This window comes from Galactobacter sp., assembly GCF_022712295.1.
Classification (GTDB): Bacteria; Actinomycetota; Actinomycetes; order Actinomycetales; family Micrococcaceae; genus Galactobacter.
In genome coordinates this window covers 1-25,409 of record NZ_JALAGT010000102.1, presented here as the reverse complement: position 1 = coordinate 25,409, position 25,409 = coordinate 1, and the positions used below count along the sequence as shown (strand labels likewise).

The window sequence follows — 25,409 nt, the reverse complement described above, 5'->3', positions numbered from 1 at the left end:
CCCCGGAACCCCTTCGACGCCGCGGTTGTTCGACACCGCAGCGCAAGCGGTCGTGGACGTGGATCCCGGGGAGCGTTCCTCCCTCTACGTCTGCGGTATCACCCCCTATGACGCCACGCACTTGGGTCACGCCAACACTTACGTGGCCTTCGACTTGCTGCAGCGGCTCTGGCGCGACGCAGGCTCCCAGGTCAACTACGTCCAGAACGTCACGGACGTGGACGACCCGTTGCTGGAGCGCGCGGACGCCACCGGAGTGGACTGGCGGGACCTTGCCAGGGAGCAGACGGAACTCTTCGCCGCCGACATGCAGGCACTGAGGGTCCTGCCGCCCGAGCACTTCGTGGGCGCCACCGAGGCCATCGACTGGGTCGTCGAGGGGGTCGTCGACCTGCTCCACCGCGACCTGGCCTACCGCGTTCCCGGCACCGACGGTGAACCCGATGGCGACGTCTACTTCGATTCCCGTGCAGCCGCCGATGCCGTGTGGCAGTTGGGCTCCGAATCGCACTACGACGAATCTCTCATGCTGACACTCTCCGCCGAACGCGGCGGCGACCCTGAACGCCTGGGCAAGCGCGACGCGCTCGATCCGCTCTTGTGGCGCGTCAAGCGGGACGGTGAGCCCTTCTGGGACGGCGCCGAGCTCGGAGAGGGACGCCCCGGATGGCACATCGAGTGCGCCGTGATCGCCCTCAAGTGTGCAGGAGGCACCCTGACGGTGCAGGGCGGAGGCAGCGACCTGATCTTCCCCCACCACGAGTTCTCCGCCGGGCACGCCTCCGCCTTGACGGGAGAACCGCTGGCCGAGCACTTCGTTCACACCGGCATGGTGGGGCTCGACGGCGAGAAGATGAGCAAATCGCTCGGCAACCTGGTGTTGGTCTCCAAGTTGCGGGCACAGGGGGTGGACCCTCGCGTCATCCGGCTGGTGCTGTTGGGCCGGCACTACCGCTCCGACTGGTTCTACGAGGATGCGTTGCTTGACCAGGCCTCCTCCCGGCTCAACGCGTGGCAGTCCCGGCTGGCCACCACCGATTCCGCCCAAGCAGAGCAAGTTCTCGCTGACGTCCGTGCCGCCTTGGCCAACGATCTGGACGCGCCCACGGCGCTGGCGGTGCTCGACGCATGGGCGGCGGCACCCGCTGCCGCCGACGCCTCTGGTGCCGCGTTGGTCCGGGACACGGTTGATGCCCTGCTCGGTGTGAACTTGCTCGGTGTGAACCTGGACTGACTAATCCCTGCCGCGGCGGCGCAGGTAGCGCTCCAGTTCTGCCGCAATGGCCTCGCCACTGGTCTCCGGCAAGTCGTTGTGGTCGGCCTCGGCCTCCCACCGTGTGACCAAGTGCCCGATCCGTGCGTCCTCCTTGGTGAGCCTGTCGGCGCCGCGCAGCCACGCTCGGGCGTCCTCTTCCGCCTGATCCAGATCAAGGCTCAGGCCACACAGGTGGTCCACCGTTTGCAGAAGGCGCAACTTGGCCACCGGCTGCGGTGGGCCTCCCGCGTACGAGGGCACCCCAGCCACCAGATGCAGGGTGGGCCAACCGGCCGCGTCCGCTGCGGAGAGCAGGACGTCCACGAAGCCCAGTGGTCCCGAACAGCTAGGTGACCCGGCCCGGAAGTCCGAGCGCACCTCTGGGTCATCGCTGGTGGCGGTGAGCGGCCACGGACGGGTGTGCGGAACATCCTTGGCCACCGCGCCGAGGCCGATGGCGCCCACGGCCCCCTGTTCGGCAGCCAACGTGAGCAGATGCCCCGAGATGCGGTCCCACCCGATGTCCGGTTCAGGCCCATGGGCCAGCAGCAAGTCCACACCGCCCGGACCCGGAATCCGATCCACGCGGAGTACGGGCCACTTCACATGCCGACGGCCGTCCGGGCCCTTCACCGCCTGCGGACGGTGCATCCGAAGATCGTGCCAGTCCTGCCAACCGTCCTCGGGGCAGGAGGCGTCGGAGGCACCTCGCCAGGCAGCCAGACGCCGTCGGCCCTGCGCCTCCGCGAGCTGACTCAGCGTGCCCGACGCCGCGCCGCCGGCATCCTGCCAGCCGCCGAAGGCGGCGATCAGGACCGATGGGCCCGGGTCGTCGGGCAAGGTCCCGTCGTCACCGGAGCCAGGCTCCTGGTGCGAGTGGATCCATCCCCTGACATCCGCCTCCGGAGGAGGCGACCAGCGCTGGGCACGGCGCGCTCCGTCCGGACCATCACGTGACGAATCTGGCTGTTCCATGTCGCCACGGTAACGCGTCAGCCGGTCGCGTGGGGGCGAGAAGCCTAGACTTGTCCCATGTCCGCCGAATCCTCAGCCCACCGGCCGTGGTACGACCGGCCGCTGAGACTGGGTGTGATGGCGGGTGTCCCCATCGCCGTCTCCACGTCCTGGTTCCTCATCACCGTGGTGATGGTGGCGATCTTCGCCCCACGGATCCACGGTTGGCTTCACGGCGTCAGCTATACCGTCGCCGTCCTGGTGGCGTTGGGCTACACATTGATCCTGGCCCTTTCCGTCCTGGCCCACGAGCTGGGGCATGCCTTCAGCGCCAAGGCCTTCCGGTGGACCGGATCCACCATCGAGATCACCCTGTGGGGCGGGCACACCACGTTCAACGAGGTGAATTCGACCCCGCTGCGTTCGCTGGCGGTCTCGGTGGCTGGCCCTGCGGTGAATCTGGCGCTGGGGGCGGCCGCCTTGGTGTGGCTGACTCTGGGTCACCCAGCGGGTGTCACCGGCGCTCTGTTGGCGATGACCGCGTGGGGAAACCTCCTCCTCGGCGCCTTCAATCTGCTTCCCGGACTGCCGCTCGACGGCGGCCGGTTCGTCGAGTCGCTTGCCTGGAAGATCACCGGGTCTCGGGCCTCGGGCGTGATCGCCGCCGGCTGGGCCGGGCGGATCGTCACGGTGCTCGGCGGCGCTTGGCTCGTGGCGGATTTTCTCAGGGCGCCCAGCGCTCTTCCTTATCTGCAGATCGTGATCGCAGTGGCTGTCCTGTTGCCTCTCTGGAGCGGCGCAAGTGCTTCCATCTCCTATGGGAGGCTCAGGCGCCGAGTGGAAACTCTTGATCTGGGTGCCGTGACGTGTCCGGTGACACTGCTGGAATCCGATGCCAGCGTCGCAGACGCTGAGGCTGCGGGCGTGTTGGACGGTACCGTGGTCATGAGCACCGTGGCGGACCGCGATGGCAGACAGCACCGGCTGTGGATCCTTCCGGAGGCGGTCGCGGCGGTCCCCGCGCAGGAACGGAGGGGAACACCGGCCACCCGTACCGGGGTCGTCGGTGACGACGCCGACCAATTGCCGCAGGATGCCACGGCCGAGGAGATCGTGGACGCCGTCGTCGCGTCCGCGGCAGGCGCGGCCCTGCTGATGGACCCACACGGGCGAGCCGTCGGGGCCGTCCGGAGGGACAAGCTCATCGCCGCGTTGGAGCGCGACGACCCGAAGAACTCAAGAACTCGTCGCACGTAAGAGCGCAAGACCTAAGGAAGAGATCAACCGATGCCCCAGACTCCCGCCCCCACGGGTGCAGACCACCGCCGAGGACCCTTCCGTGTCGGTGATCGCGTCCAGATCACGGACGAGAAACGGCGGATCAACACCCTCACCCTCCAGACCGGGGGGCAGTTCCACTCCCACGTTGGCGTGTTGGACCATGACGTACTCATCGGTGCCGACGAGGGCAGTGTGGTGGAGAACAACGAGGGCGTGCGCTATCAGGCGTTGCGCCCCCTGCTGAAGGACTTCGTGCTCTCCATGCCGCGCGGCGCTGCGGTGGTCTACCCCAAGGACGCCGGACAGATCCTCACGATGGGTGACATCTATCCGGGCGCACGCGTCGTGGAGGCCGGCGTCGGTTCCGGCGCACTGACCATCTCGCTGCTGCGCGCGGTGGGCGACGGCGGTAGCGTCCACAGCTTCGAACGGCGGCAGGAGTTCGCCGACGTCGCTACGGGCAACGTCGCCACGATGTTCGGCGCGGTGCCCCCGGCCTGGAAGTTGTCCATCGGAGATTTCCAGGAGCAGGTGCTCAACGAGAAGGAACCGAGCAGCGTGGACCGCGTGGTTCTCGACATGCTGGCCCCGTGGGAGTGCCTCGACGCGGTGGCAACGGTCCTGGCGCCAGGTGGCGTCTGGGTCAACTACATCGCAACCGTCACCCAGCTCTCCCGCGTGGTGGAGGCCATCCGCGCCGACGGCCGTTTCACCGAACCCGATTCCTTCGAGTCCATGGTCCGCGGCTGGCACGTGGACGGCCTGGCCGTACGTCCCGACCACCGGATGGTGGCCCACACCGGCTTCCTCATGACCACCCGACGCCTGTCGGACGGCGCTGTGGGGATCCCCAAGGCTCGTCGCGTCAAGGAGACCGAATTCGCGCCCGAGGACGTCTCCGCGTGGACTGCGGATCACGATGAGGCCGCGTGGGGCCACGAGAACCTGGGCGAGCGTGGGCTGTCTCCCAAGAAGCTGCGCAAGGCCGGCCGTGAGGCGTTGAAGACGGCACGGGCCGGCGGAGCAGAGGTGGAGGCGCTGGTGGTCGAGACCACCGCGCAGTCGGCCGCAGAGAAAGGCGGAGAGGAAGAGTGACCACCACGCCTACGGGAATGACGCCGGGCGAGCACGCCGCAAGAGAGGCACTCACCGAGTCGCGCCGTCGCAACCAGCAGCTCTCCACCAAATTGGGGGAGCTGGAGGGACAGAACGGGCGGCTCGTCGATGCCTTGCGGGGCGCCCGTGGAAAGCTCGACGAGTTACGCGCTGCCCTTGAACACGACGGTGACCTGCCCTTCGGCCACGGCGTGGTGATCACGGTGCACTCCGGAGGTACGGCGGCGTCGGGTTCGTCGATCTCTGCCGCCGATGTGGCGTCAGTGGACGTGGCCCACGGGGGGCGCCGCATCAGGACCTCGGTGTCCCCGTTGCTCGACCTCTCCCGGCTGCAGGCAGGAAGTGAGGTGCTGCTGAACGAGTCGCTGGTGGTCATCGCCGTGCTGCCCGACTCCGGCACGGGTGAGCTGTTCACGGTGAAGGAGCCCCTGGACTCCGAGCGCGTCCTGGTCAGTGGCGCCGCGGACGACCAGCACGTGGTGCGCGTCGGTGGGGAACTGACCACGACGAAGGACGTCCGGCCGGGCGACCTGGTGCTGGTGGACCACCGCGCTCAGGTAGCCACGAGTGTGGTGCGCCCCCAGGGGTTCTCGGCCCTGGAACTCGAGCACGTCCCGGAGACCCATTACAGCGACATCGGTGGCCTCGGTTCACAGATCGACGCCATCCGCGATGCGGTGGAACTGCCGTTTCTGCATCACGATCTGTTCGTGGAGCACGGCCTGCGCGCGCCGCGCGGTGTCCTGCTCTACGGCCCTCCGGGTTGCGGTAAGACGCTGATTGCGCAGGCGGTGGCACATTCGCTTGCCCAGGAGTCCGGGATGCACGGGTACTTCCTCAACATCAAGGGCCCGGAGCTGCTGGACAAGTACGTGGGGGAAACGGAACGTCAGATCCGGCTGCTGTTCTCCCGCGCCAGGGAGAAGGCCACGAACGGCCACCCGGTGGTGGTGTTCTTCGACGAGATGGATGCCCTCTTCCGTACCCGCGGAACGGGAGTCTCCTCCGACGTCGAGACCACCATCGTCCCGCAGTTGTTGGCGGAGATCGACGGCGTGGAGGCCATGGACAACGTGCTGGTGGTCGGGGCCACCAACCGTGAGGACATGCTGGACCCCGCCTTGCTGCGGGCCGGCCGCCTCGACGTGAAGATCCGGGTGCAGCGTCCGGACCGGCAAGGCGCGCAGGAGATCCTGGGCCTGTATCTGACGCGGGACGTACCCCTGGCTCAGGCCGAGTCCCAGCGACACGGAGGCGACCTCGACGCCACCGCTGCTGCGCTGTGTGCCGAAGCCGCCGAGGAGATCTTCCGTGTGGACGAGTCCACGGCGCTGCTCGAACTCACCGACGAGGAGGAGAACGTCACGGTGCTGCACCGTGGGGATCTGGTCTCCGGCGCCTCGCTGCGCAATATCGTGGACCGTGCCAAACGAGCCGCCGTGAAGCGCGTCATCGCCGGCGGCGAGCGCGGCGTGGGCTCGACCGATCTGGTCACGGCCGTGCGGGCCGAGTTCGATGAGATGGGTCAGATGCCTGCTGGTTCCTCGCCGGATGAGTGGGCCAGGATCTCCGGACGTCGTGGTGCGCGGTTGGTGAAGGTGCGTTCCTTGGTGGAGGCGGCATGAGTCAGGAGCCCGTCGGTGCGGCAGTCTCCGCCGGTGCGGAGCACGGTGGCCGTCGGATCATGGGGTTGGAGACCGAGTTCGGGGTCCTGGCTCCCGGCGCCCCCGATCTGAGCCCGTCCCAGCTCTCCGCCGCGGTGACCACGTCGATGGTGGACGTAGCGGAGGAGCTGGGCTCACGCGGTGCCGGTGCCCCGTGGGATTACATCTCCGAACGCCCGCTCGAGGATGCGCGTGGTTTCTCGCAGGCGAGGGACGCGGCCGATCCGACGCAGCTCACCGATCAGGGGTTGGTGGTCGATGCACGGCAGATCGCGTTGGAGGACGGTGACGCCTGGGCGGCGTTGAAGGCCGAGCGCGACGTGCTGATGAATCTGGTGTTGGGCAACGGCGCGCGATTCTACGTGGACCACGCTCATCCCGAGTATTCCTCCCCGGAGACCAGCAATTCGCTCGATGCCACCACATGGGATCTGGCCGGTGACCGGTTGGCCTCACGCGCCGCGACGTTGGCAGGGGACCGGCTGGGTACCCCCGTGTTGTTGCACAAGAACAACACCGACGGCAAGGGCGCCTCGTACGGTGCCCACGAGAACTACCTGGTGCCTCGCGAACTGCCGTTCCAACGTTTCGTGGACGGGCTCACCCCGTTCTTCGTGTCCCGTCAGGTCACCTGTGGAGCCGGTCGGGTGGGGTTGGGGCGTCAGGGTGAACGCCCTGGGTTCCAGCTCTCCCAGCGAGGCGATTTCTTCGAGAAGCGGGTGGGTCTTGAGACCACCATCCGCCGGCCGCTGATCAACACCCGCGACGAGCCGCACTCGGACGACACCCGCTTCCGCAGGCTGCACGTCATCATCGGTGACGCGAATCTGTTCCCCGTCTCCACGTTGGTGCGGACGGGGTCCACGTCCTTGGTGCTGCGTCTCATCGAGGACGGGTTGGTTCCTCAGGTGAGCCTGGCGGACCCGGTGGGGGACCTGTCCAGGATCTCGCACGACCCGACCTGTGAGCAGACCGTCGTGGCCGACGGCGGGCGGAGGCTGACCGGCCTCGACCTGCAGGAGCTCTACCTGGAGGCTGCTGAGGGCGCCTACGGGCCCGGTGGCACGCATGAGGTGGAACATGATGCGGAACGGCTGTCTCTGTCGTGGTGGCGTCGCGTCGTCGACGCTCTGCGTTCGGGCTCCGAGGAGGCGGCCCGCTGGGTCGAGTGGCGTGGTCGGCTCGGTCTGCTTCAGGGTTACCTCGATCGGGGTCTCACCTGGGACAGCCCGAAACTGACCCTGATCGATCTGCAGTGGGCCGATCTGCGCCCGGGCAAGGGGTTGGCCAACGCGCTGTTGCAGCGCGACCGGGCCGAAACGCTGGTGGACCACTCAACGGTGGAAGCCGCCATGGTCACGCCGCCTGCGGACACTCGGGCCTGGACCCGTGGCAAGACGGTCACGACCTTCCCCGACGCCGTGGTCTCCGCCAACTGGGACACGCTCGCGTTCACCTTGGACTGTCTGCCGCAGATGATCCGCGTGGGGCTCCCTGATCCGTGGAAGGGCGGGGAGGCCGCAACGAAGGGTTTCTTCGATCCGACGCGCAGGGTGCAGGAAGTCATAGGACAGTTGCGCGGCCTGTAGAGGTGGCAAGATGAAACCCATGGCACAAGATCAGACGCAGGGAACCTCCCACGGCAACCGGCAGTCCGCCGCGTGGGAACAGGCACAGGTGAACGAGACCGAGGCGCTGGCCGGGGTCGCCCAACGCCGCGATGCCGGGGTCGACGATCTTCTCGATGAGATCGATGGCCTGCTGGAGACCAACGCGGAGGAATTCGTGAAGGGATACGTCCAGAAGGGCGGCCAGTGAAACGACGCATCGTCGGCCTGGAGACCGAGTACGGCCTCGTCTACGAGCCGATGGGCTCCAGGCCGCGCACCGTCGAGGAGGTGGCGCGCAGGCTCTTTGCCCCCGTGGTGGAGTGGGGACGATCCACGAATGTCTTCCTGACCAACGGGTCACGCCTCTACCTGGACGTGGGTTCTCCCCCCGAGGTCGCCACAGCGGAGTGCGCGGATCCGCTCGACCTGCTCAGCCACGATCGGGCCGGTGCGTTGATGCTGCGCAGGCTGATCGCCAAGGCCGAGGACTCCTATGCGGCGGAGGGGGCGCCAGCACGGCTGCACCTGTTGCGGAACAACGTCGACTCACAGGGGAATTCCTTCGGCTGCCACGAGAACTACCTGATCCCGCGGCGCTTGGAGTACAAACGCCTCACCGGACAGTTGCTTCCCTTCCTCATCACCCGCCAGCTGCTGGCCGGAGCCGGACACATCGGCCGCGACGAGGACGGCAACCCGAAGCTGGTGCTCTCGCAGCGCGCGGAGCACATGTGGGAGGGCGTTTCGTCGTCCTCCACCCGATCCCGCCCCATGATCAACACCCGGGACGAACCCCATGCGGATGCCGAGCGTTACCGCAGGCTGCATGTCATCGTCGGGGACACCAACGTGGCCGAGGGCTCCACCTTGCTCAAGACCGTCTCCACCCACCTGGTGCTCTCCGCGCTGGAAACAGCCGCGGTGATGGATTCCTGGGAAATCGCCAACCCCGTGAGAGCACTCCGGGAGATCTCCTCCGAGGCCACCGGCCGTACCACGGTGGACCTCGCCGACGGCCGCACCGTCACCGCGTTGCAGGTTCAACGACACTTCCTGGACCTCGCCACGAACCACGCACAGGCGGATGGCCTGATCACGGCGCCGGTTCAGGAGGTTCTGGACCTCTGGGAGGCCACCCTCCAGGCCTGGGAGGACGACGACCTCGATCGGGTCGCAGACACCCTGGACTTCGCGGCCAAACGCAAACTGCTGACCCGCTACGCCCAGCGCCACGGCATCGGCCTCGACGATCCACGCGTGGCCAGGCTTGACCTGGCCTACCACGACATCGCCACCCATTCGGGGTTGGCCGCCGGGCTGGAGTCACGGGGACTGTTGCGCCGATGGACCACGGACGCCACGGTCGAGGCCGCGGTCACGGAACCGCCTCGCGGCACCAGAGCCGTGCTGCGCTCCAAGTTCCTCAAGGCCGCCCGGGCGGCAGGCGTGGACCATCAGGCTGACTGGCTGCATCTGAAGCTCACCTCAGAACCACCCGAGACGCTGCTGTTGCCGGACCCGCTCTCGGACCACGACGCCGCAGCAGAGGCCCTGATCGCCGGCCTCGAAGCGCTGGCCTGAACCGCCCGCCCTGACCCAGTCCGCTCGATCTGGCCCAGTCCGCTCAATCTGGCCCGAACCGCCCACCCTGGCCCGACTGGCCCGAACCGCTCAGCGGCTGCACAGCCGATATCGTTAGCCTCTAAAAGAATGCTCAAGCCGCTCCGTGCCCACAATGGCGTGCCCCGGAACCGTGAGTGTCCGGACCGTGTGATCCCGGGCCGGAGCTGAACCCATCACGAACGAGACAATAAGGAATACGCGTGCGAAAACTGCCCGCCCTGGCTCTGACCGGTGCCCTGATCCTGACCCTGGCCGCTTGCGGCTCGGACGACGACAAGGACTCCGGGTCGTCCTCGTCCCCGAACGCGTCGCAGAGCCAGGAAGCCACCAAGTCGGCTCAGGCGAACCCCGCCACCAAGGTCTCCAAGGCCGATGCCGAGGCTGCCAAGACGCCGCAGACCACCTCCGGTGATCAGACCGCACTGAAGGGTCTGACCTTCTCGGCGGGCAAGGGCGATGACGCCACGCCGAAGACCAGCTTCGCCTTCCCTGTGTCAAGCAAGGCCAAGAACGGCGCGGCCGTCGTCAACGAGGGCAAGGGTGAGGCGATCCAGGAGGACAAACAACTCAGCCTCCGCATCGCCCCCTACAACGCGGAGACCGGCGAGGAGCTCAGCCCTGGAGCTTGGGCGAGCGCTCAGCAGGTCGTGTTCAACAAGACCAGCCTCACCTCGATGGAGGACGCCTACGCGGTCCTGAAGAAGTCCAAGGTCGGTACCGACGTCGGCTTCTACGCGCCGGCCGACAAGAAGACCGGGTCCCCGGCACAGCTCTGGGTCATGCGGGCGGAGTCGCAGAAGGACATGCCCAAGAAGGCCTCGGCGGCGGAGACCAAGAAGCTCAAGGCCGACGATGCACTGCCCACCGTGAAGTTCTCCAAGGGCAAGCCCACCATCACCATCCCCAAGGGCAAGGATGCACCCGATGATCTGATCGTGGACGTCATCAAGGAGGGCGACGGAAAGGAAGCCACCGCGGAATCCACCGTCACCGCCAAGTACCAGGGTGTGCGCTGGGAGGACGGTAAGGTCTTCGACGGCTCCTATGACAAGGACCCCCAGACGGCCGAATTCCCGCTCAACGGCGTCATCGCCGGTTGGACCCAAGGCCTCACCGGGCTCAAGGAGGGCAGCACCGTGGTGTTGAGCATCCCCACCGACCTGGCCTACGGCGAGAACGCCGAGGCGTCGGGTTCACCCGCGGGGCCGCTGGTCTTCGTGGTGGAACTGGACAAGGTTTCCTGACTCACGTCACCCTCAACCATCCGCATCAACCATCAATCGCAAGGAGCACTCATGTCCTTTGGGCAGCGCAACTACGACCTGGGCCGCACCAAGCCCGAGATCGACTTCCCGGGCGTCGACGTCCCGACGGAACTTCGCATCATCGACGAGATCGAAGGAACCGGTTCCGAGGTCAAGCCCGGCAACACCGTTTCCGCTCACTACGTCGGTGTCGCCTGGTCCACCGGTGAGGAGTTCGACGCCTCCTGGAACCGCGGTCAACCGCTGGACTTCACGGCAGGTATCGGCCAGGTCATCCAGGGTTGGGATCAGGGCATCCTCGGCATGAAGGTGGGCGGCCGCCGTCGCCTCGAGATCCCCTCCGAGCTGGCGTACGGCCATCGTGGCGCCCCCGGTGCCATCGGCCCCGACGAGGCCCTCATCTTCGTCGTGGACCTGGTCGGCCTCCGCTGACCCGGTTCAACCGAGAACACTCGGCCCCGTCGCTCCTCACCATCGGTCGAGGTTCGGCGGGGCCGCGTCGTTGCCCTGCCCAACTGTCGGCATCCGGCTACGCTGGGTTTCGTGGCCACTACCGATCGATCCGAAGTACTGATCAGCATCGCCTACACCCTGATGTCCTCCGAGTTGGGACGCACCAGGGAGGAATTGCGCCGGATGGTGCCCCAGTACCGTGACGAACCCAAGCAGGAGACCTTCGAACGCACCTTCGAGAGGGACAAGGCGGCCCTGCGTAACCTCGGATTCGACCTGAACGAGTCACGTCGCGTCCAGGCGGACGGCCCCGCCGAGATCCGGTACCGGATCGACCCCGATCGCTACGCGCTGCCGTCGCTTCGCTTCTCCACGACGGAGGTGGCCCTGCTGGGCCTGGCCGCCCAAGTGCTCGACGGCGGTGAGCTAGCCAGGCAGGCCTCGCGCGCCACCGCGCGGCTGGGCTCAGCGGCGCTCAGCGCCGCGCCGTCGGCCACAGAACCGGTGGGATTCACACCGCTGGTGGACTCCGCCGAACCGTATCTGGCCGATCTGGTGCGATTTTGCGTCGCGAGCACGCCCATCGTCTTCAAGTACCGCACCCTGGACGGGCGGGAGGCCAAACGCCAGGTGGTGCCGTGGGGACTGGGCCACCGAGATGGTCATTGGTACCTCGCAGCGGGGGACACGAACCGCGACGCCGTGCGCCTTTTCCGCCTGGATCGTTTCTTGAGCGAGCCCGCACAACTACAGTCGGCGCCGAACGATTTCGTTCGCGAGGCCTACGGCCGTACCGACCGTTTCGACATGGCTACGCTGCTCGCACGGATCGGGACGGAGCGGCCCGAACGCCAGGCCACCGTGGTGGCTCGCGACGTCAGCGGCGGGTCCATCGCCGCCCGCGCCACGGCTCGGCGTACGGCAGGCACCACGGTGGAGTTGGACGTCGATTTCGCCGACCTCGAGTCCTTCGCGGCAGAGGTCGCAGGGGAGGGGCTGACGGTGCTCCGACCGGCCGACCTGTCGGCTGCGGTGCGGACCGCGCTGGACAGTGCGCTGGCGGCGCAGTCGGCCCCGGTACCCGACTACACGGTGCGCAAGCACGGCGGCGGTCGGGAGGCCACCGAGGTCAAGGTGGCACGCGCGCTGGATCTGGTGGCCTATGTGAGCGCCAATCAGGACCTGGCAGGCGGGCGGGTGCCCCTCGACGAGCTCGGCCGTGAATTCGATCTGACGCAGCCGCAATTGGCTGGGATCCTGAATCAGCTGATGGTCTGCGGCATCCCCGGCGGAATGCACCACGAACTCCTGGACGTCATCATCGACCAGGACGGCGTGCGCATCGAGAACGCCGAGGCCTTTGCCGAGCCCATGAACTTGTCGGTCTCCGAGGTATCGGCCGTGTTGATCGGACTCGAGGCCCTTGCTGCGGCTCCGACAGGCACGTTGCGCCCGGAGGCATCGCGAGCGGTGCAGGCACTCATCTCCCGACTCAAGGCTCTACGCCCTGGAGAGTTCCAGGACTTCGATCGGATTCTCGCCGTGACCCTGGCCTCTTCCGGGGCCGACCCGAGGGCGGAGGCCATCGGTGATGCGATCGCATCTGGAGGGTGCCTCGACCTGGTGTACGCGGGCTCCCATGGCCTGACCACCCGCCGTGTGGAACCCGTGCAGCTCGTGGACCGGGACAATCACGTCTACCTCCGGGCCTGGTGCAGGCTGCGCGAGGGCGCCAGGGTCTTCCGGCTCGATCGCATCGTCTCCGCCGTCCCGGTGCCGGCCGAGCACGCCGCCGAGCGGGGAACGAGTCAGGAGCACGTGACTGCCGCACTGTCGATCCCCGTGGTTCCCGAAAACACGCAATATGAGGTCGATCTGCTCTTCACGGGACCATGGGCGGAGAGGGCCGAGGACTACCGGCCGGTCCGCCTGGGGGCACCCAAGGGCGATCTCAGCACCGTCGACGGGGTCAGCTCCGTGGTGGCCCGCTGCGCCATAGCCCAGGTGTCCTACCTGGTCTCGCTCGTGGCCGGTTCGGCCGGCCGGGTGACCGTGCTGGCGCCGGAACCGCTTCGTGATGCCGTTGTCTCGGCCTTGGAGTCGCGACGAGAGGCCGTTGAGCCGTAAGGTTGACTCGGTAGGCCACACACCCGGTGGCCGTACACGAGACGCGAGGAGTGGTGCCGAGGTGCCGTGGTGGTCATGGGTCCTGATCTGGACGGCCCTGGTGCTCATCCTGCTGGCCGTATTGGTGCTCGGTGGGCTCTACCTGTGGCGCAAGCTGAAGGCGTTGATGGCCAAGGTCTCCGAGGCGGAATCCGCACTGACGCCCGCCATGTCCCAGGGGAAACCCCTGCATGCCGAACGTTCCTCCGAGTTGCCGGTGGGCTGGGACGCCCTCTCGGCAGAGCCCATCGTGGTCCGCGCCGGGCTGCGCGAGGAGAAGGAAGCCCGCAAGGATGCCCGCCGCACCCGACGGATCGCGAACCTCTACGCGACCGGCCGACCGCGGCGATTCTCCGACCTGGATTTCGAACCCTCGCCCGAAGCCGAGTAGTCGTCCCCCGGGACACGGTGCTCCTCACTGAGCCCGTTCCCAGATCCGTGGCCTAAACTTAGGGCCGAGATCGTTGTGCCGCCCGGCCCTGCCTGACGACGCACCCGCCAGTTCTAGGAGTACCAAGTCATGCACATGCCATCCGCCACAGCATGGGTCATCATCATCATCGTGGTGCTGCTGCTCTTCGCTGCTCCCAAGCTGCCCAAGCTGGCCCGGAGCCTGGGCGAGTCCATGCGCATCTTCAAGTCGGAGATGAAGCAGATGGGCGACGACGACAAGAAGTCGAAACCCACCGAATCGGGTACCGAGGAGCCCCTCGAAGGCAAGGTCGTGGATCCGAAGCGCGGAAACTCCGCCCAGGACTGATCTTTTCCACCGGTGGCACTACGTAAGAAAAGCCGCTCCAATCCTGAGGGGCGCATGCCCCTGAAGGCACATCTGAAAGAGGCCAGGAACCGCCTCTTCGTGTCGCTCGGAGTCGTCCTTGTCACGACCGTCGCAGCTGTCTTCTTCTACAAGCCGGTCCTCGGCCTCATCGTGGCTCTGGTGGAGGATGCCGGCGGGGACATCAACTATCAAACGGCGATCTCGCCGCTCGACATCGCCATCAAGGTCTCGCTGTGGTTGGGCATCATCGCCGCCTCACCCGTGCTGCTCTACCAAGTGTGGGCCTTCATCGTGCCCGGCCTGCAGAAGCGAGAACGCCGCATTTCGTTGGCCTTCATCGCCGCGACCATCCCGCTCTTCCTGGGCGGTGTGGTCTTGGGCGTCCTGGTGATACCCCATGCCCTGCGCTTCTTCTTCGGGCTGACTCCCGACGGCGGGCTCAACATCGTCAACATCACCGACTTCCTGCCCTTTGTGACGCGGCTGACCTTGGCCTTCGGTGTCGCCATGGTGATCCCGGTGATGATGGTCGGCCTCAATGTGATCGGCATCCTGCCCGCCCGCTCCATCCTGAAACATTGGCGCATCATCGTCTTCCTGATCGCCGTCTTCTCTGCCATTGCTGCTCCCGGTGGCGACGCGATGTCGATGCTGGTGATGGCGGGTCCCATGCTGATTCTCTTCGCGGCGGCGACCGGCCTTTGTTACATCTTCGACCGACGCAAGGCCAAGCGCGCCGCAAAGACCGACGTATCCCAGGCCTCGGAGATCGAGGTTTCCCGCCCCTTGGAGGAGCTCTAGTCCATGCCGTCCCGTAAGCGCCGCGGAACACCTGCCGGTGCACCCGCGTCGGCACCTGTGAACGCACTGCAGCCGAGCATGGACCAGGAGCTCTCTCCCTCGCAGCGCTATGCCGCCGCCAAGGCCCGTACCGCCATGGCGGCCACCGAGGTCGCACGCTTCGCCGACACCCTCGACTTCCCCCTGGATCCGTTCCAGTCCCAGGCCTGCGAAAGCCTCGAGGCGGATCGCAGCGTCCTGGTGGCAGCTCCCACAGGTGCAGGCAAGACCGTGGTGGGCGAGTTCGCCGTCCACCTGGCGCTGTCGCACGGAACCAAGGCCTTCTACACCACACCCATCAAGGCACTCTCCAATCAGAAGTACGCAGAGTTCGCCGCCCGTCACGGCCACGAGCGCGTGGGGCTGCTGACCGGGGACACCTCCATCAATTCGGAGGCCGAGGTGGTCGTCATGACCACCGAGGTGCTGCGGAACATGCTCTATGCGGGCTCGTCGACGCTCACCGGTCTCGAATACGTGATCATGGATGAGGTTCATTACTTGGCGGACAAGGACCGCGGAGCCGTCTGGGAGGAGGTCATTCTGCAATTGCCGGACACCGCCCGGCTGGTCTCGCTCTCCGCGACCGTGTCCAACGCCGAGGAGTTCGGTGGTTGGCTGGACACCGTCCGTGGCGCCACGGACGTCATCGTCTCCGAACACCGACCCGTGCCGCTGTGGCAGCACGTACTCGTGGGGGATGAGCTCGTGGATCTCTTCGCCGACGACGTCTCCTTCGACGCAGCAGCAGATCAGACGGCCACCGTGAACCCGGAGCTGAGCAAGTTGGCGGGACAAAGCCGGGGGCCGGCGCCTCGTGGCCAGCGCGACCAGCGAATGCGCGGCCGTGGCGGACGCAATCGGAGCGGACGCGACAGGGGCCGGGACCGCCGTCGAGCATTGCCTATGGAATCCTCGACCGAGCCCGTGGCGCCACGCGCCGCCTCGCGTCCCCGCACCGTGGAGGCCCTGGACGATGCCGGGCTGCTGCCTGCCATCGTCTTCGTCTTCTCACGCAAGGGTTGCGAGGCCGCTGTGGCCCAGTGCGTGCGCTACGGGCTGCGTCTGACCACGGCGGCCGAGGAAGCCCAGATCGAGGAGGTGCTGGCCGCCTCCGCCGCTCGACTGCCCGCCGAGGACCTCGAGGTCGTGGGCTACTGGCCGTGGCGAGAAGGACTGCTGCGGGGCATCGCGTCGCATCATGCGGGCCTGCTTCCGGTGTTCAAGGAGGCCGTGGAGCAACTTTTCGCCCGCGGCCTGGTCAAGGTGGTGTACGCGACGGAAACCCTGGCCCTTGGCGTGAACATGCCGGCTCGCTCCGTGGTCTTGGAGAAGCTGGACAAATTCAACGGTTCCGAACACGCACCCATCACACCGGGGGAGTACACGCAGCTCACCGGCCGCGCCGGCCGCCGCGGGATCGATGTCGAGGGTCACGCCGTGGTCGCCTGGCATGCCGGGCTGGACCCGGTCTCGGTCGCGGGATTGGCGTCACGACGCACCTACCCCTTGAATTCGAGTTTCCGCCCCACCTACAACATGAGTCTGAACCTGTTGAAGCGGCTCGGTTCGAGACGTGCACGCGACGTGCTCGAACAGTCGTTCGCCCAGTACCAGGCCGACGCCTCCGTGGTGGGCCTCGCGCGCGAACTGCAACAGAAACAGGAGTCCTTGTCGGGGTATCAGGACGCCATGCACTGTCACCTCGGGGACTTCTCCGAGTACGACGCCCTTCGGCAGGAACTCTCCATTGCCCAGAAGACGGCCTCCCGTCACCGGGCCAGGGCCCGACGATCGTCTGCCGAGATGGCGTTGGAGTCCCTGCACCGTGGAGACGTCATCGAGCTGGGGACCGGCAAGCGCGGTTCCGGTCCCGTCGTGGTGGTGGAACCGCCCCGCTCACTGCGCCAACCGCAGGCCACCGTGGTGACCTTGGAAGGGCGTCAACGACGCATCGGTGCGCAGGAACTCGACGGCCCCGTCGACGTCCTTGCTCAGGTTCGTATCGCCAAGCACGTCACGGGACGCACCCCGGAACAGCGGCGAGATCTCGCGGCATCCTTGCGCAATGCGCTGCGCGACCGACCTGCCGGAGAATCCATCCGCAGTACCGCCGGCTTCAGCCACACGGGCAGCGCGGAGGCCGAGGTGAGAGTCGAGAAGCTCGAACGCGCGCTACGGCGCCACCCGTGTCACGGATGCCCGGACCGGGAGCAGCACGCCCGATGGGCGTCACGGCATCGCACGCTCAACAAGGACGTCGAACGGCTCCGGTCTCGCATCACCGGCCGCACGCATTCCATCGCCCGCACCTTCGACCGCGTGCTCGCGGTGTTGGAGGCCGTTGGCTATGTCTCGGGCCGTGGGGAACAGCGGCACGTCACCGACGCGGGCACCTCGATGTTGAGGCTCTATGGTGAGCGGGATCTGCTGTCTGCGTTGGTCCTGGGCGACGGAGGTCTGGACGGGTTGTCCCCGGCGGCCCTCGCCTCGGCCGCGACCCTGTTCGTGTACCAGCCCAAGCGGGATACCGAGGGACTACCCAGGCAGTGGCCCCAGGGCGTCAAACGAGTCTGGGACTCCGCGGTGACCTGGTGGAGCAGGTTGGAAGACCTTGAGCACGAGCACAAGGTCGAGCCGACTCCCGCGCCGGACGCCACCCTCGTGACTCCCATGCACCGGTGGGCCTGCGGCGAAGACCTCACCGCGTCCTTGGAGGACGTGGACGTGGCCGCCGGCGACTTCGTCCGCTGGGCCAAGCAGACCATCGACTTCCTGGGCCAACTGGCCCAGAATCCGGCCGTGGAGCCGCACCTGGCTGACACCGCCGCCGCCTCCGCGGAACTCATCCGCCGCGGCGTGGTGGCCGCATCCACCGTCGTCACCACCGAACCCGAGACCACACGCGAGGAGATCTTGTGAGCACGCCCGTCATGTATCGGGGAGCCAGCATCTATGCCGCCGAGGATCCCTTCGCCACCGCGATGTTGGTGGACGACGGGCAGATCGCATGGATGGGGACCGAGACCGCGGCCTCCACGCTGCTCTCCTCGGATATGCGCTGTGTGGACCTGGACGGTGCACTCATCACCCCTGCGTTCGTGGACTCACACGTTCACCTGACGCAATTGGGCGAATTCCTGACCGGCCTGGACCTGAGTACGGCCACGCGCGCCGCATCCGTCCTGGATGCCGTGGCGGCCCACGTGGCGCAGGCTCCCGGGCAACCGGTGGTGGGGCACGGCTGGGACGAGACCACCTGGAACGATCAGACCCTGCCCACGCCCGACCAGCTCCAGCGTGCGTCCGGCAACGTCGACGTGTACCTCTCCCGCATCGACGTACATACGGGCCTGGTGTCCGCCTCCTTGGCCGCCCGCGCGGGACTGGGCGTGGACGGGTCCGTGCCCTGGCTGCCTGACGAGACCGAGCATCCGTTGGTTCGTTCCCTGGTGATGGACCGCACGGGTGACACCTATGCCCGGATGCAGGCCCATGCCCTGGAGCATCTGGCCAGGCACGGACACGCCGCGGCCGTGGAAATGGCGGCCCCCTACATCGGGGGTGGCGAGGATCTCGAAGCGCTCCTGTCCGTACCCGACGAGGTCGCCGCAGCCACGCCGGCCGTGTACGCCTATTGGGGTCAGCTGGTGCAGACCGAAGCAGAGGCCGAGGCCGCGATCGGTTCGTTCCGCCGCAGTCGCCACCGCCGGGTGGTGGGGCTGGGCGGCGACCTCTGCGCAGACGGGTCCTTGGGGTCGCACTCCGCCGCACTGCGTGCCCCGTACGTGGACGTACCGGGCACCGGCGAACTCTTGTTGGATGCCGCGACCATCGGCGCCCACGTCGAGGCCTGCACCGCGGCAGGTGTTCAGGCCGCGTTCCACGCCATCGGAGACGCCGCGGTGGACAATGTCCTGGCCGGCACGGCGAGAGCTGCACAGTCGCTGGGGGAGCGGCAGGTACACCGCTTGGGCCACCGGATCGAACACGCAGAGGGACTCGACGCCGCCGGGATCCAGGAGATGCTGCGGCTGGGGATGACCGCCTCGGTCCAGCCGCAGTTCGACTCCCTTTGGGGAGGTACCGACCAGCTCTACGCCCAGCGTCTCGGCGCGGAACGGGCGCTGGCCCTGAACCCGTTCGGGTCCCTGTCCGCGGCCGGCGTGCCCTTGGCCCTCGGGTCCGATGCACCGGTGACGACGCCAGATGCCTGGGCGGCGATCGCCGCGTGCATGAACCACCACACCGTCTCCGAGCGGATCCCCGCTCGCGCAGCGTTCCTGGCCCACACCCGTGCCGGCTACCGGGCCGTGAGGGAGCCCGATCCGTTGGCCGGAACGCTGCGCTGGGGTGCCCCGGCGACGTTCGCCGTCTGGGAGCCCTCCGAACTCGAGGTGGCCTCGCCGGATTCCGGTTCCGCCTCCTTCAGCACGGACGCCCGCGCACGGACACCCATGCTTCCTGCCCTGGATTCTCCGGCTCCGCGCTGCCTGTCCACCGTGCGCAATGGTGTGGTGCTGCACGAGGAGCTGGGCCTGTGACGCGCCTGCCCGCGTCCAGACGGGACCGCACCCTCGTGGTGATGCCCACCTACAACGAGTTGGAGTCGCTGCCACGGACCGTGGGCCGCCTGCTTGAGGCCTGCCCCGACGTGGACATCCTCATCACGGACGACAACTCACCCGACGGCACCGGCGATCTTGCGGATCGGCTGGCCGCCGAGGACCCCCGTATCAACGTGCTGCACCGGGCCGGTAAGGAAGGTCTCGGAGCCGCCTATCGGGCCGGTTTCGCCTGGGCGCTGGAGCGCGGCTACGACCTGATCGTGGAGATGGACGCGGACGGCTCCCATCCGCCGGAGACGCTCCCACTGATGCTGCGGGCGGCCCGCGACGGCGCAGACCTGGTGATCGGCTCGCGCTGGGTGCACGGCGGAGGAGTGGTCAACTGGCCGCTCTCCCGCCAGGCCATCTCCCGCTGTGGGTCCGCGGTCTCCCGCCTCTTCCTCGGCGTGGCCGTGCGTGATGTCACGGCCGGATTCCGCGTCTATCAGGCCCACGTCCTGCGTGCACTGGATCTGGCCAACGTGGATTCGGTCGGCTATGGCTTCCAGGTGGACATGACCTTCCGCACCGCCCGGGCCGGGTTCCGCATCGTCGAGGTCCCCATCACCTTCGCGGAGCGTGAACTTGGAGTGTCCAAGATGTCCGGCTCCATCGTCAAGGAGGCCGGCATCAGTGTGGTCAGATGGGGACTCACGGCCCGGTGGCAGACCCTGCGCACAAAGCTGGGTCGCTGAGAAGATACGCAAGGGGCCCGCATCCACATGGATGCGGGCCCCTTGCGTATGTCCGGAGGCTAGGCGCTCAGGCGTCGACCTTCTCGCCGCGTGCCTCACGCAGGAACTTCAGGCGGTCGGCCAGGATGACCTCGAGTTCCTCGGAACTGCGGCGCTCCAGGAGCATGTCCCAGTGCGTACGCACCGGCTTCTCCTTCGAGGGCTCCTCTTCGGCGCCGTCCGAGCGGTGGGCCTTCTTGCCGGACTTGGTGTACCAAACGGCGGGAACGTCCGCCTCCATGGCGAAGACGACATCGACGCGCTCGACTTCCTCCCCAGCTGCCGGTTCGGTGAAGTAGGTCACCGTCTGGCGCGCCGCAGGCTCGACGCCGGCTTCCGACTCCATGGACTGCGAGCCGAGGCGCATGCCGCGCAGGCTGCGATCACTCATCTTGATCTCCTTAACGAAAGGTTGTGCGTCGTCTCAGCGTCCAACGTCGCGGCCGCCCGTTTCATTCCCAGTTCTTCGATGCTCTTTCGATGCTCGCGGGATGATCGCGTGCGTGACGCAGCGTGGACATTCGACTTCCCATTCTAGGCCAGAGAAGGGCCCGGTCGGTTCAGACCCGACCGGGCTCGATCTCAACTCGGCTCAGGCGCCTGGCGTCCAGGGGCCGGCGGGGGCCGGCGGCGGGGGCGGCTCATCACCCGAGTCGCTGGAGGCCGGAGCACCCCGGCCGGGCTCGGGCGTCGGCTCGCTGCCTGGCGCCTGCACGTCGCCACCGACCTCCTGCGAAGCGGCGGCGGCCGCGGCGGCGGCCTCCTTGGCGGCCTCGGACTCGCTGCCCAACACGGCGGACTCGTCCAGCACGGAGCGGCGCCGCGCCCGCGGCGGGCGTGGCTCGGAAGGTGCCTTCGGGGCGTCGGGCACAGTGGGTGCCGCCGGAGCGGCGTCACCGAAGGCCCCGCCGAGGCCCTTCAGCGCCTCGGTGATGTTGGTGGGGATCAGCCAGAGCTTGTTGGAGGCGCCCTCCGCGATCTTGGGCAGCTGCTGCAGGTATTGGTAGGCCAGCAGCTTGGGATCGGCATCCGCGGTGTGGACCGCATCGAAGACGGTCTCGATGGCCTCCGCCTCGCCACGGGCCCTGAGGACCGCGGCCTTGGCCTCGCCCTCAGCGGAGAGGATCGCGGCCTGCCGCTCGCCTTCCGCGGTGAGGATCTGGGACTGCTTGGTTCCCTCCGCCGTCAGGATCGCAGCACGACGGTCTCGTTCTGCGCGCATCTGCTTCTCCATGGAGTCCTGGATGGAGATCGGTGGCTCGATGGCCTTCAGCTCCACGCGGGAGACGCGGATACCCCACTTGCCGGTGGCCTCATCCAGCACGCCGCGCAGCTGACCGTTGATGCGGTCACGGCTGGTGAGCGCCTCTTCGAGGTTCAGGCCGCCGACCACGTTACGCAGCGTGGTGGTGGTCAGCTGCTCCACCGCACGGATGTAGTCCTCGATCTCATAGGTTGCGGCCCGGGGGTCGGTCACCTGGTAGTACACCACGGTGTCGATGTTCACCACGAGGTTGTCCTCGGTGATCACCGGCTGCGGGGGGAAGGGCTGGACCTGCTCACGCAGGTCGATGATGGGGCCCATACGGTCGATGAAGGGTATGACCATGGTCAGGCCCGCTGCCGCGGTCCGCCGGTAGCGGCCGAGCCGCTCGATGATGCGAGCCCTGGCCTGCGGGATGATGTGGATCGACTTCACCACGATGATGATCACGATGATCACCACCACGATGGAGACGATCAGTGCTGGAGACAGCCACGAATTCATAAGTCCTCCTTGACGAGGGGTAAGCCTTGCGCTGGATCAGGAAGCTGGGATGGGGGAGGGGGAGAGGATCGCGGTGGCACCGGATACGCCGGCCACCCAGGCATGGGAACCGGACGGGATCGTGACGCCCGCAGGCGCTCGTGCCGTCCAGGTCTCTCCGCCGATCTTGGCCGTGCCTGACTGCGCTGTGACGGTTTCCACCACGAGCGCCTGTACCCCCATGAGGGCGTCCACGTTGGTTCTGGTTGCGGAGGGTTTCTGCAGGTGTTTCAAGGCGACGGGCCGCAGGAAGATCATCAGGATCAGGGTCAGGACGGCGAAGACCAGCAGCTGCACCCAGAAGTCCCCGCCCACCAGGTCGGTGATCACACCGCCGGCGGCACCCAACCCCATGGTGGCGAACCAGAGGTCCAAGGTCAGCATCTCGATGCCGATGAAGACCAACACGACAATGAGCCAGAAGGCCCACGAGTTCTCGGCGATCCACTCGACCATGACGTCCTCCTCGTGTTCTTCTCATCACCCCAGCTGGGGATCTGCTTCACACTCTATCGAGAAAGCGGGACCACGAGCACATCCTGATGCTGTTACGCGTGTTCGTTGATGTGCGTTCAGTGGCGCAGGTACGCGTGGATTCGCACGGCCAGGTCCACGTGGGGGACGGGGTCCCGGACCAGGCCATCGCGAATGGTCTCCCACGAACTGTGGTGGCCGGCCGGGCCCATGTGAATGAGGTCGGCCGCTGAGTCGGGGGTCAGGTCGATCCTGGACTGGACGTCCTCGACATCGAGCTCGTCGAAGTCCGTTGAGAAGGCGGTCGCGAGGCGTTCCTCCTTGTGTTCGTCGATCCCGAGCAACCCGAACGTGCGCAGCTGCCGTAGATGTTGGGGCGCCGGCACCACCACCACGGCGAGGCCGCCGGGGCGCAGCACACGGGCGAATTCGGGCAGATTGCGTGGCGCAAAGACGTCCAGCAACACGTCCGCGCTCCCCGCCGAGAGCGGCCAGTCCTTCCACGTGTCCCACACGAGCGAGAGCACCCGAAAATCCCTGGCTGCACGTTGCGCCGCGGCCTTGGACAGGTCCAGGTCCACCGCGGTGGCGGGTCCGTCCCAGGAGTTCAGCACGTTCCTGGTGTAGTAGCCGGTCCCCGCACCGGTGTCCACCATCCGGAGAGGCACCTGGTCCTCAGCATCCATGCCCGACGACGCGGGTCGGCCGTGGCGCGCCACGGCGCGTCCCAGCGCGGCTGCGATGGGGGAGTAGTGCCCGGACTCCAGCCAGCGCTCACGCGAGGCCACCATGCCCTTCGTGTCCTCGGCGTGTTTGCTGCCACGCCCGGTGAGAAGGTTCAGGTGCCCCTGCTTGGCGGCATCGAAGCGGTGACCTTCTTCGCAGGAGAGCGAGGCCGGCCTGCCGTCGGGACGACGGGCCAGGTGGAGAAGGCCGGCGCAGACGGGGCAGATCAGTTCCGGCCACCGTGCCGAATCCGGTGTCGGCATCCTCAGAACCCCAGTCCGGTCCGCGCGGCGTCGGTGGTGGGTTCGGCCCAGAAGCGGGCGTAGTTCTCCGGCGTGCTCAGGGAGCGCGGGATGGCCTTGTCGATGTAGAGCGTGCCGTCCAGGTGATCCGTCTCGTGCTGGAAGATGCGGGCCTGCCAGCCGTGCAATTCGGTCTCGACGTGATCGCCGTCCAGGGTGGTGTAGCGGGCCACGATGTCGGCCGGGCGCTCCACCACCGCCGTGTAACCGTTCATGGACAGGCAGCCTTCGTAGTGGGCGGCGGTGCGGTCGCCGATGGCTTGGTAACTGGGGTCCAGTGCGACGATCAGGTCCAGCGGTTCGCGCTCACGGGCCAGTGCGATCTCGTCCGATACGGGCCAGCGGTCCTCGAGGACGGCCAGGCGGAGGGAGACGCCCACCTGGGGTGCGGCCACGCCCACACCGGGGGCCGTGTGCATGGTGTCCACCATGAGCTCCACGAGGGCGTGCAGTTCGGTCGGTGTGGGGGAGACACCGTCCCAGACTGCCGCCGGTTGCCTCAGGACAGGATCTCCGAGCTGGACGATGGGCAGTGACGGGATCAGGCCGAGAGGATGGGACATACCCCTAGCCTAAAGCCGCAGGGCGGTGCCCATGTTCTTGATCATCTGTCGCAGGATGGGCCGGGGCGTGGCCCAGACCAACCTGGCCCAGTGTTCGAATCCGCGCCCGGACGTCGCGCCGTCGGTCAGGACCACGTGCGAGCGGGACTTGAGGTACTCGGCGGGAGGCTCGGACAGGCCCGCCCCCACGAAGTCCAGGAAGGCGATGTAGGTGCCATGGGGTCGGGGGAGGGCCACACCAGGCAGCTCCGAGGCGATCAACTCCATGAGTTCGTCGCGCTCTTGGGTGAGATAGGAGAGCAGCTCGTCCAGCCAGGCATCGGCCTGGGTGTAGGCGGCCACCGAGGCGTAGATTCCCGGCGTCGACGCCAGTCGGAGGGGCCGGTCTCCGAGTCGTTCCCAGGTCTCGTGGTCATCCGGGTTGGTCAGGATCGCGTAGGCCGCCCGTAGGCCGGGCAGCCCGAAGCACTTGGAGGGGCTCGTGGCGGTGATGGTGCGTTGGGCGGCCGCTTCGGAGTGGGCGGCATAGGGCCGGTGCCTGGCATCGCCAAGGGTGACTGGCGCGTGGATCTCGTCGCTGAACACTCTGACATCCGGATGCCGGGCCAGGACTCGATCGAGGTCCTCATGTTCGTGCTCACTCATCACGTGGCCCGTGGGATTGTGCGGGTTGCAGAGCACCAGCAGGCCGATGTCGTCGGTGGCAAGGAGCCGGTCGAGGCCTTCCAGATCCAGCCGGGGATCGGAGGCCACGTTCAGCATGGGTAACTGGACCACCTGACGACCCTGCTGCAGAGGCACCTGCAGGAAGGGCGCGTAGCAGGGGGTGGGCACCAGGATCTTGGATCCGGGCCGGGTGAAGTGGCTGATGGTCCATTCCAAGGCGGCCATGACGTCGGGGATCACTCGGATGTCGGTGGGGGACACGTCCCAGCCGTAGCGGCGGGAGGCGAAGCCGGCCACGGCGTGGCACACGTCGTTCACCATGGACAGCGGCAGATAGCCGTAGTCCTGTCTGCGCACCACGTTCTTCATGGCCTCCTGCACGCAGGGCGGGGCCCCGAAATCCTGCTCGGCCACGAATGCCCCGAATTCTCCGGGCTCCACGTTGGCCCATTTGCTGATTCCTCTGGCCCGGAGATCGGCGGCGGTGATGCCGTCCCAGGCGCGCGTCAGGGAGGCGGAGGT

The 25,409-nt window shown here is 67.3% G+C and carries 23 protein-coding genes; 16 read left to right on the top strand and 7 right to left on the bottom strand.

Annotated elements, in window-relative coordinates:
- Positions 1–25 precede the first annotated feature (25 nt).
- Complete coding sequence (gene mshC / locus Q0A15_RS07795) at positions 26–1,234, top strand: cysteine--1-D-myo-inosityl 2-amino-2-deoxy-alpha-D-glucopyranoside ligase (protein WP_291278960.1); 1,209 nt, start codon at positions 26–28, stop codon at positions 1,232–1,234.
- Here the strand turns inward: mshC and Q0A15_RS07790 are convergent, their stop codons facing one another.
- A complete protein-coding gene (locus Q0A15_RS07790) occupies positions 1,235–2,230 on the bottom strand; it encodes a PAC2 family protein (RefSeq protein WP_291278957.1) in 996 nt (331 codons plus the stop codon). It abuts the gene before it with no gap.
- 57 nt (positions 2,231–2,287) lie between these two features.
- Between Q0A15_RS07790 and Q0A15_RS07785 the strand changes: the two genes are divergently transcribed.
- The 15 genes from Q0A15_RS07785 to Q0A15_RS07715 all read left to right on the top strand — a co-directional run bounded on the left by Q0A15_RS07785 (position 2,288) and on the right by Q0A15_RS07715 (position 20,310).
- Positions 2,288–3,466 carry a site-2 protease family protein gene (locus Q0A15_RS07785; RefSeq protein WP_291278956.1) on the top strand — a complete coding sequence of 393 codons (1,179 nt, stop codon included), beginning with the start codon at positions 2,288–2,290 and terminating at the stop codon, positions 3,464–3,466.
- A gap of 30 nt (positions 3,467–3,496) precedes the next feature.
- A complete protein-coding gene (locus Q0A15_RS07780) occupies positions 3,497–4,585 on the top strand; it encodes a tRNA (adenine-N1)-methyltransferase (RefSeq protein ID WP_291278955.1) in 1,089 nt (362 codons plus the stop codon).
- The gene (arc, locus tag Q0A15_RS07775; RefSeq protein WP_291278954.1) at positions 4,582–6,231 is read left to right on the top strand and encodes a proteasome ATPase; all 1,650 of its coding nucleotides are present in this window, start codon (positions 4,582–4,584) and stop codon (positions 6,229–6,231) included. Before Q0A15_RS07780 ends, arc begins: the two co-directional genes overlap by 4 nt.
- Positions 6,228–7,859 (top strand): depupylase/deamidase Dop, encoded by a 1,632-nt coding sequence (gene dop / locus Q0A15_RS07770; protein WP_291278953.1) that lies wholly within the window; start codon positions 6,228–6,230, stop codon positions 7,857–7,859. Before arc ends, dop begins: the two co-directional genes overlap by 4 nt.
- A 10-nt stretch (positions 7,860–7,869) precedes the next feature.
- Positions 7,870–8,088, top strand: a complete 219-nt coding sequence (locus Q0A15_RS07765) for a ubiquitin-like protein Pup (protein WP_367273372.1) — start codon at positions 7,870–7,872, stop codon at positions 8,086–8,088.
- Positions 8,085–9,461 carry a Pup--protein ligase gene (gene pafA / locus Q0A15_RS07760; protein ID WP_291278951.1) on the top strand — a complete coding sequence of 459 codons (1,377 nt, stop codon included), beginning with the start codon at positions 8,085–8,087 and terminating at the stop codon, positions 9,459–9,461. Before Q0A15_RS07765 ends, pafA begins: the two co-directional genes overlap by 4 nt.
- 242 nt (positions 9,462–9,703) lie before the next feature.
- Complete coding sequence (locus Q0A15_RS07755; RefSeq protein ID WP_291278950.1) at positions 9,704–10,747, top strand: FKBP-type peptidyl-prolyl cis-trans isomerase; 1,044 nt, start codon at positions 9,704–9,706, stop codon at positions 10,745–10,747.
- A gap of 51 nt (positions 10,748–10,798) precedes the next feature.
- On the top strand, positions 10,799–11,200 hold the full coding sequence (locus tag Q0A15_RS07750; RefSeq protein ID WP_291278949.1) for an FKBP-type peptidyl-prolyl cis-trans isomerase: 402 nt from the start codon (positions 10,799–10,801) through the stop codon (positions 11,198–11,200).
- A 111-nt stretch (positions 11,201–11,311) separates the two neighbouring features.
- Positions 11,312–13,348, top strand: a complete 2,037-nt coding sequence (locus tag Q0A15_RS07745) for a YafY family protein (RefSeq protein ID WP_291278948.1) — start codon at positions 11,312–11,314, stop codon at positions 13,346–13,348.
- Positions 13,349–13,409: 61 nt separating this feature from the next.
- Positions 13,410–13,778, top strand: a complete 369-nt coding sequence (locus tag Q0A15_RS07740; protein WP_291278947.1) for a hypothetical protein — start codon at positions 13,410–13,412, stop codon at positions 13,776–13,778.
- A 129-nt stretch (positions 13,779–13,907) separates the two neighbouring features.
- Positions 13,908–14,147 (top strand): Sec-independent protein translocase subunit TatA, encoded by a 240-nt coding sequence (gene tatA, locus Q0A15_RS07735; RefSeq protein ID WP_291278946.1) that lies wholly within the window; start codon positions 13,908–13,910, stop codon positions 14,145–14,147.
- Between the two features lie 54 nt (positions 14,148–14,201).
- Complete coding sequence (gene tatC / locus Q0A15_RS07730; RefSeq protein ID WP_291278945.1) at positions 14,202–14,969, top strand: twin-arginine translocase subunit TatC; 768 nt, start codon at positions 14,202–14,204, stop codon at positions 14,967–14,969.
- A gap of 3 nt (positions 14,970–14,972) precedes the next feature.
- On the top strand, positions 14,973–17,930 hold the full coding sequence (locus Q0A15_RS07725; protein WP_291278944.1) for a DEAD/DEAH box helicase: 2,958 nt from the start codon (positions 14,973–14,975) through the stop codon (positions 17,928–17,930).
- A complete protein-coding gene (locus Q0A15_RS07720) occupies positions 17,927–19,552 on the top strand; it encodes an amidohydrolase (RefSeq protein ID WP_367273371.1) in 1,626 nt (541 codons plus the stop codon). Before Q0A15_RS07725 ends, Q0A15_RS07720 begins: the two co-directional genes overlap by 4 nt.
- On the top strand, positions 19,549–20,310 hold the full coding sequence (locus tag Q0A15_RS07715) for a polyprenol monophosphomannose synthase (RefSeq protein ID WP_367273370.1): 762 nt from the start codon (positions 19,549–19,551) through the stop codon (positions 20,308–20,310). Before Q0A15_RS07720 ends, Q0A15_RS07715 begins: the two co-directional genes overlap by 4 nt.
- A 67-nt stretch (positions 20,311–20,377) precedes the next feature.
- On the opposite strand, the gene Q0A15_RS07710 is transcribed toward Q0A15_RS07715, so the two are convergent.
- The 6 genes from Q0A15_RS07710 to Q0A15_RS07685 all read right to left on the bottom strand — a co-directional run.
- Positions 20,378–20,740, bottom strand: coding sequence for an RNA polymerase-binding protein RbpA (locus Q0A15_RS07710; RefSeq protein WP_291278943.1), 363 nt, complete (start codon positions 20,738–20,740; stop codon positions 20,378–20,380).
- A gap of 201 nt (positions 20,741–20,941) precedes the next feature.
- Entirely contained in the window at positions 20,942–22,117 is a 1,176-nt protein-coding gene (locus Q0A15_RS07705) for an SPFH domain-containing protein (protein ID WP_291278942.1), read from the bottom strand.
- Positions 22,118–22,153: 36 nt separating this feature from the next.
- Positions 22,154–22,612, bottom strand: coding sequence for an NfeD family protein (locus Q0A15_RS07700; RefSeq protein WP_291278941.1), 459 nt, complete (start codon positions 22,610–22,612; stop codon positions 22,154–22,156).
- A gap of 116 nt (positions 22,613–22,728) precedes the next feature.
- A complete protein-coding gene (locus Q0A15_RS07695; RefSeq protein ID WP_291278940.1) occupies positions 22,729–23,619 on the bottom strand; it encodes a putative RNA methyltransferase in 891 nt (296 codons plus the stop codon).
- 2 nt (positions 23,620–23,621) lie between these two features.
- On the bottom strand, positions 23,622–24,221 hold the full coding sequence (locus tag Q0A15_RS07690) for a peptide deformylase (protein ID WP_291278939.1): 600 nt from the start codon (positions 24,219–24,221) through the stop codon (positions 23,622–23,624).
- Between the two features lie 9 nt (positions 24,222–24,230).
- Positions 24,231–25,409, bottom strand: a 1,179-nt coding sequence (locus Q0A15_RS07685; RefSeq protein WP_291278938.1) for an aminotransferase class I/II-fold pyridoxal phosphate-dependent enzyme, incomplete at its 5' end; no start/stop codon positions are given.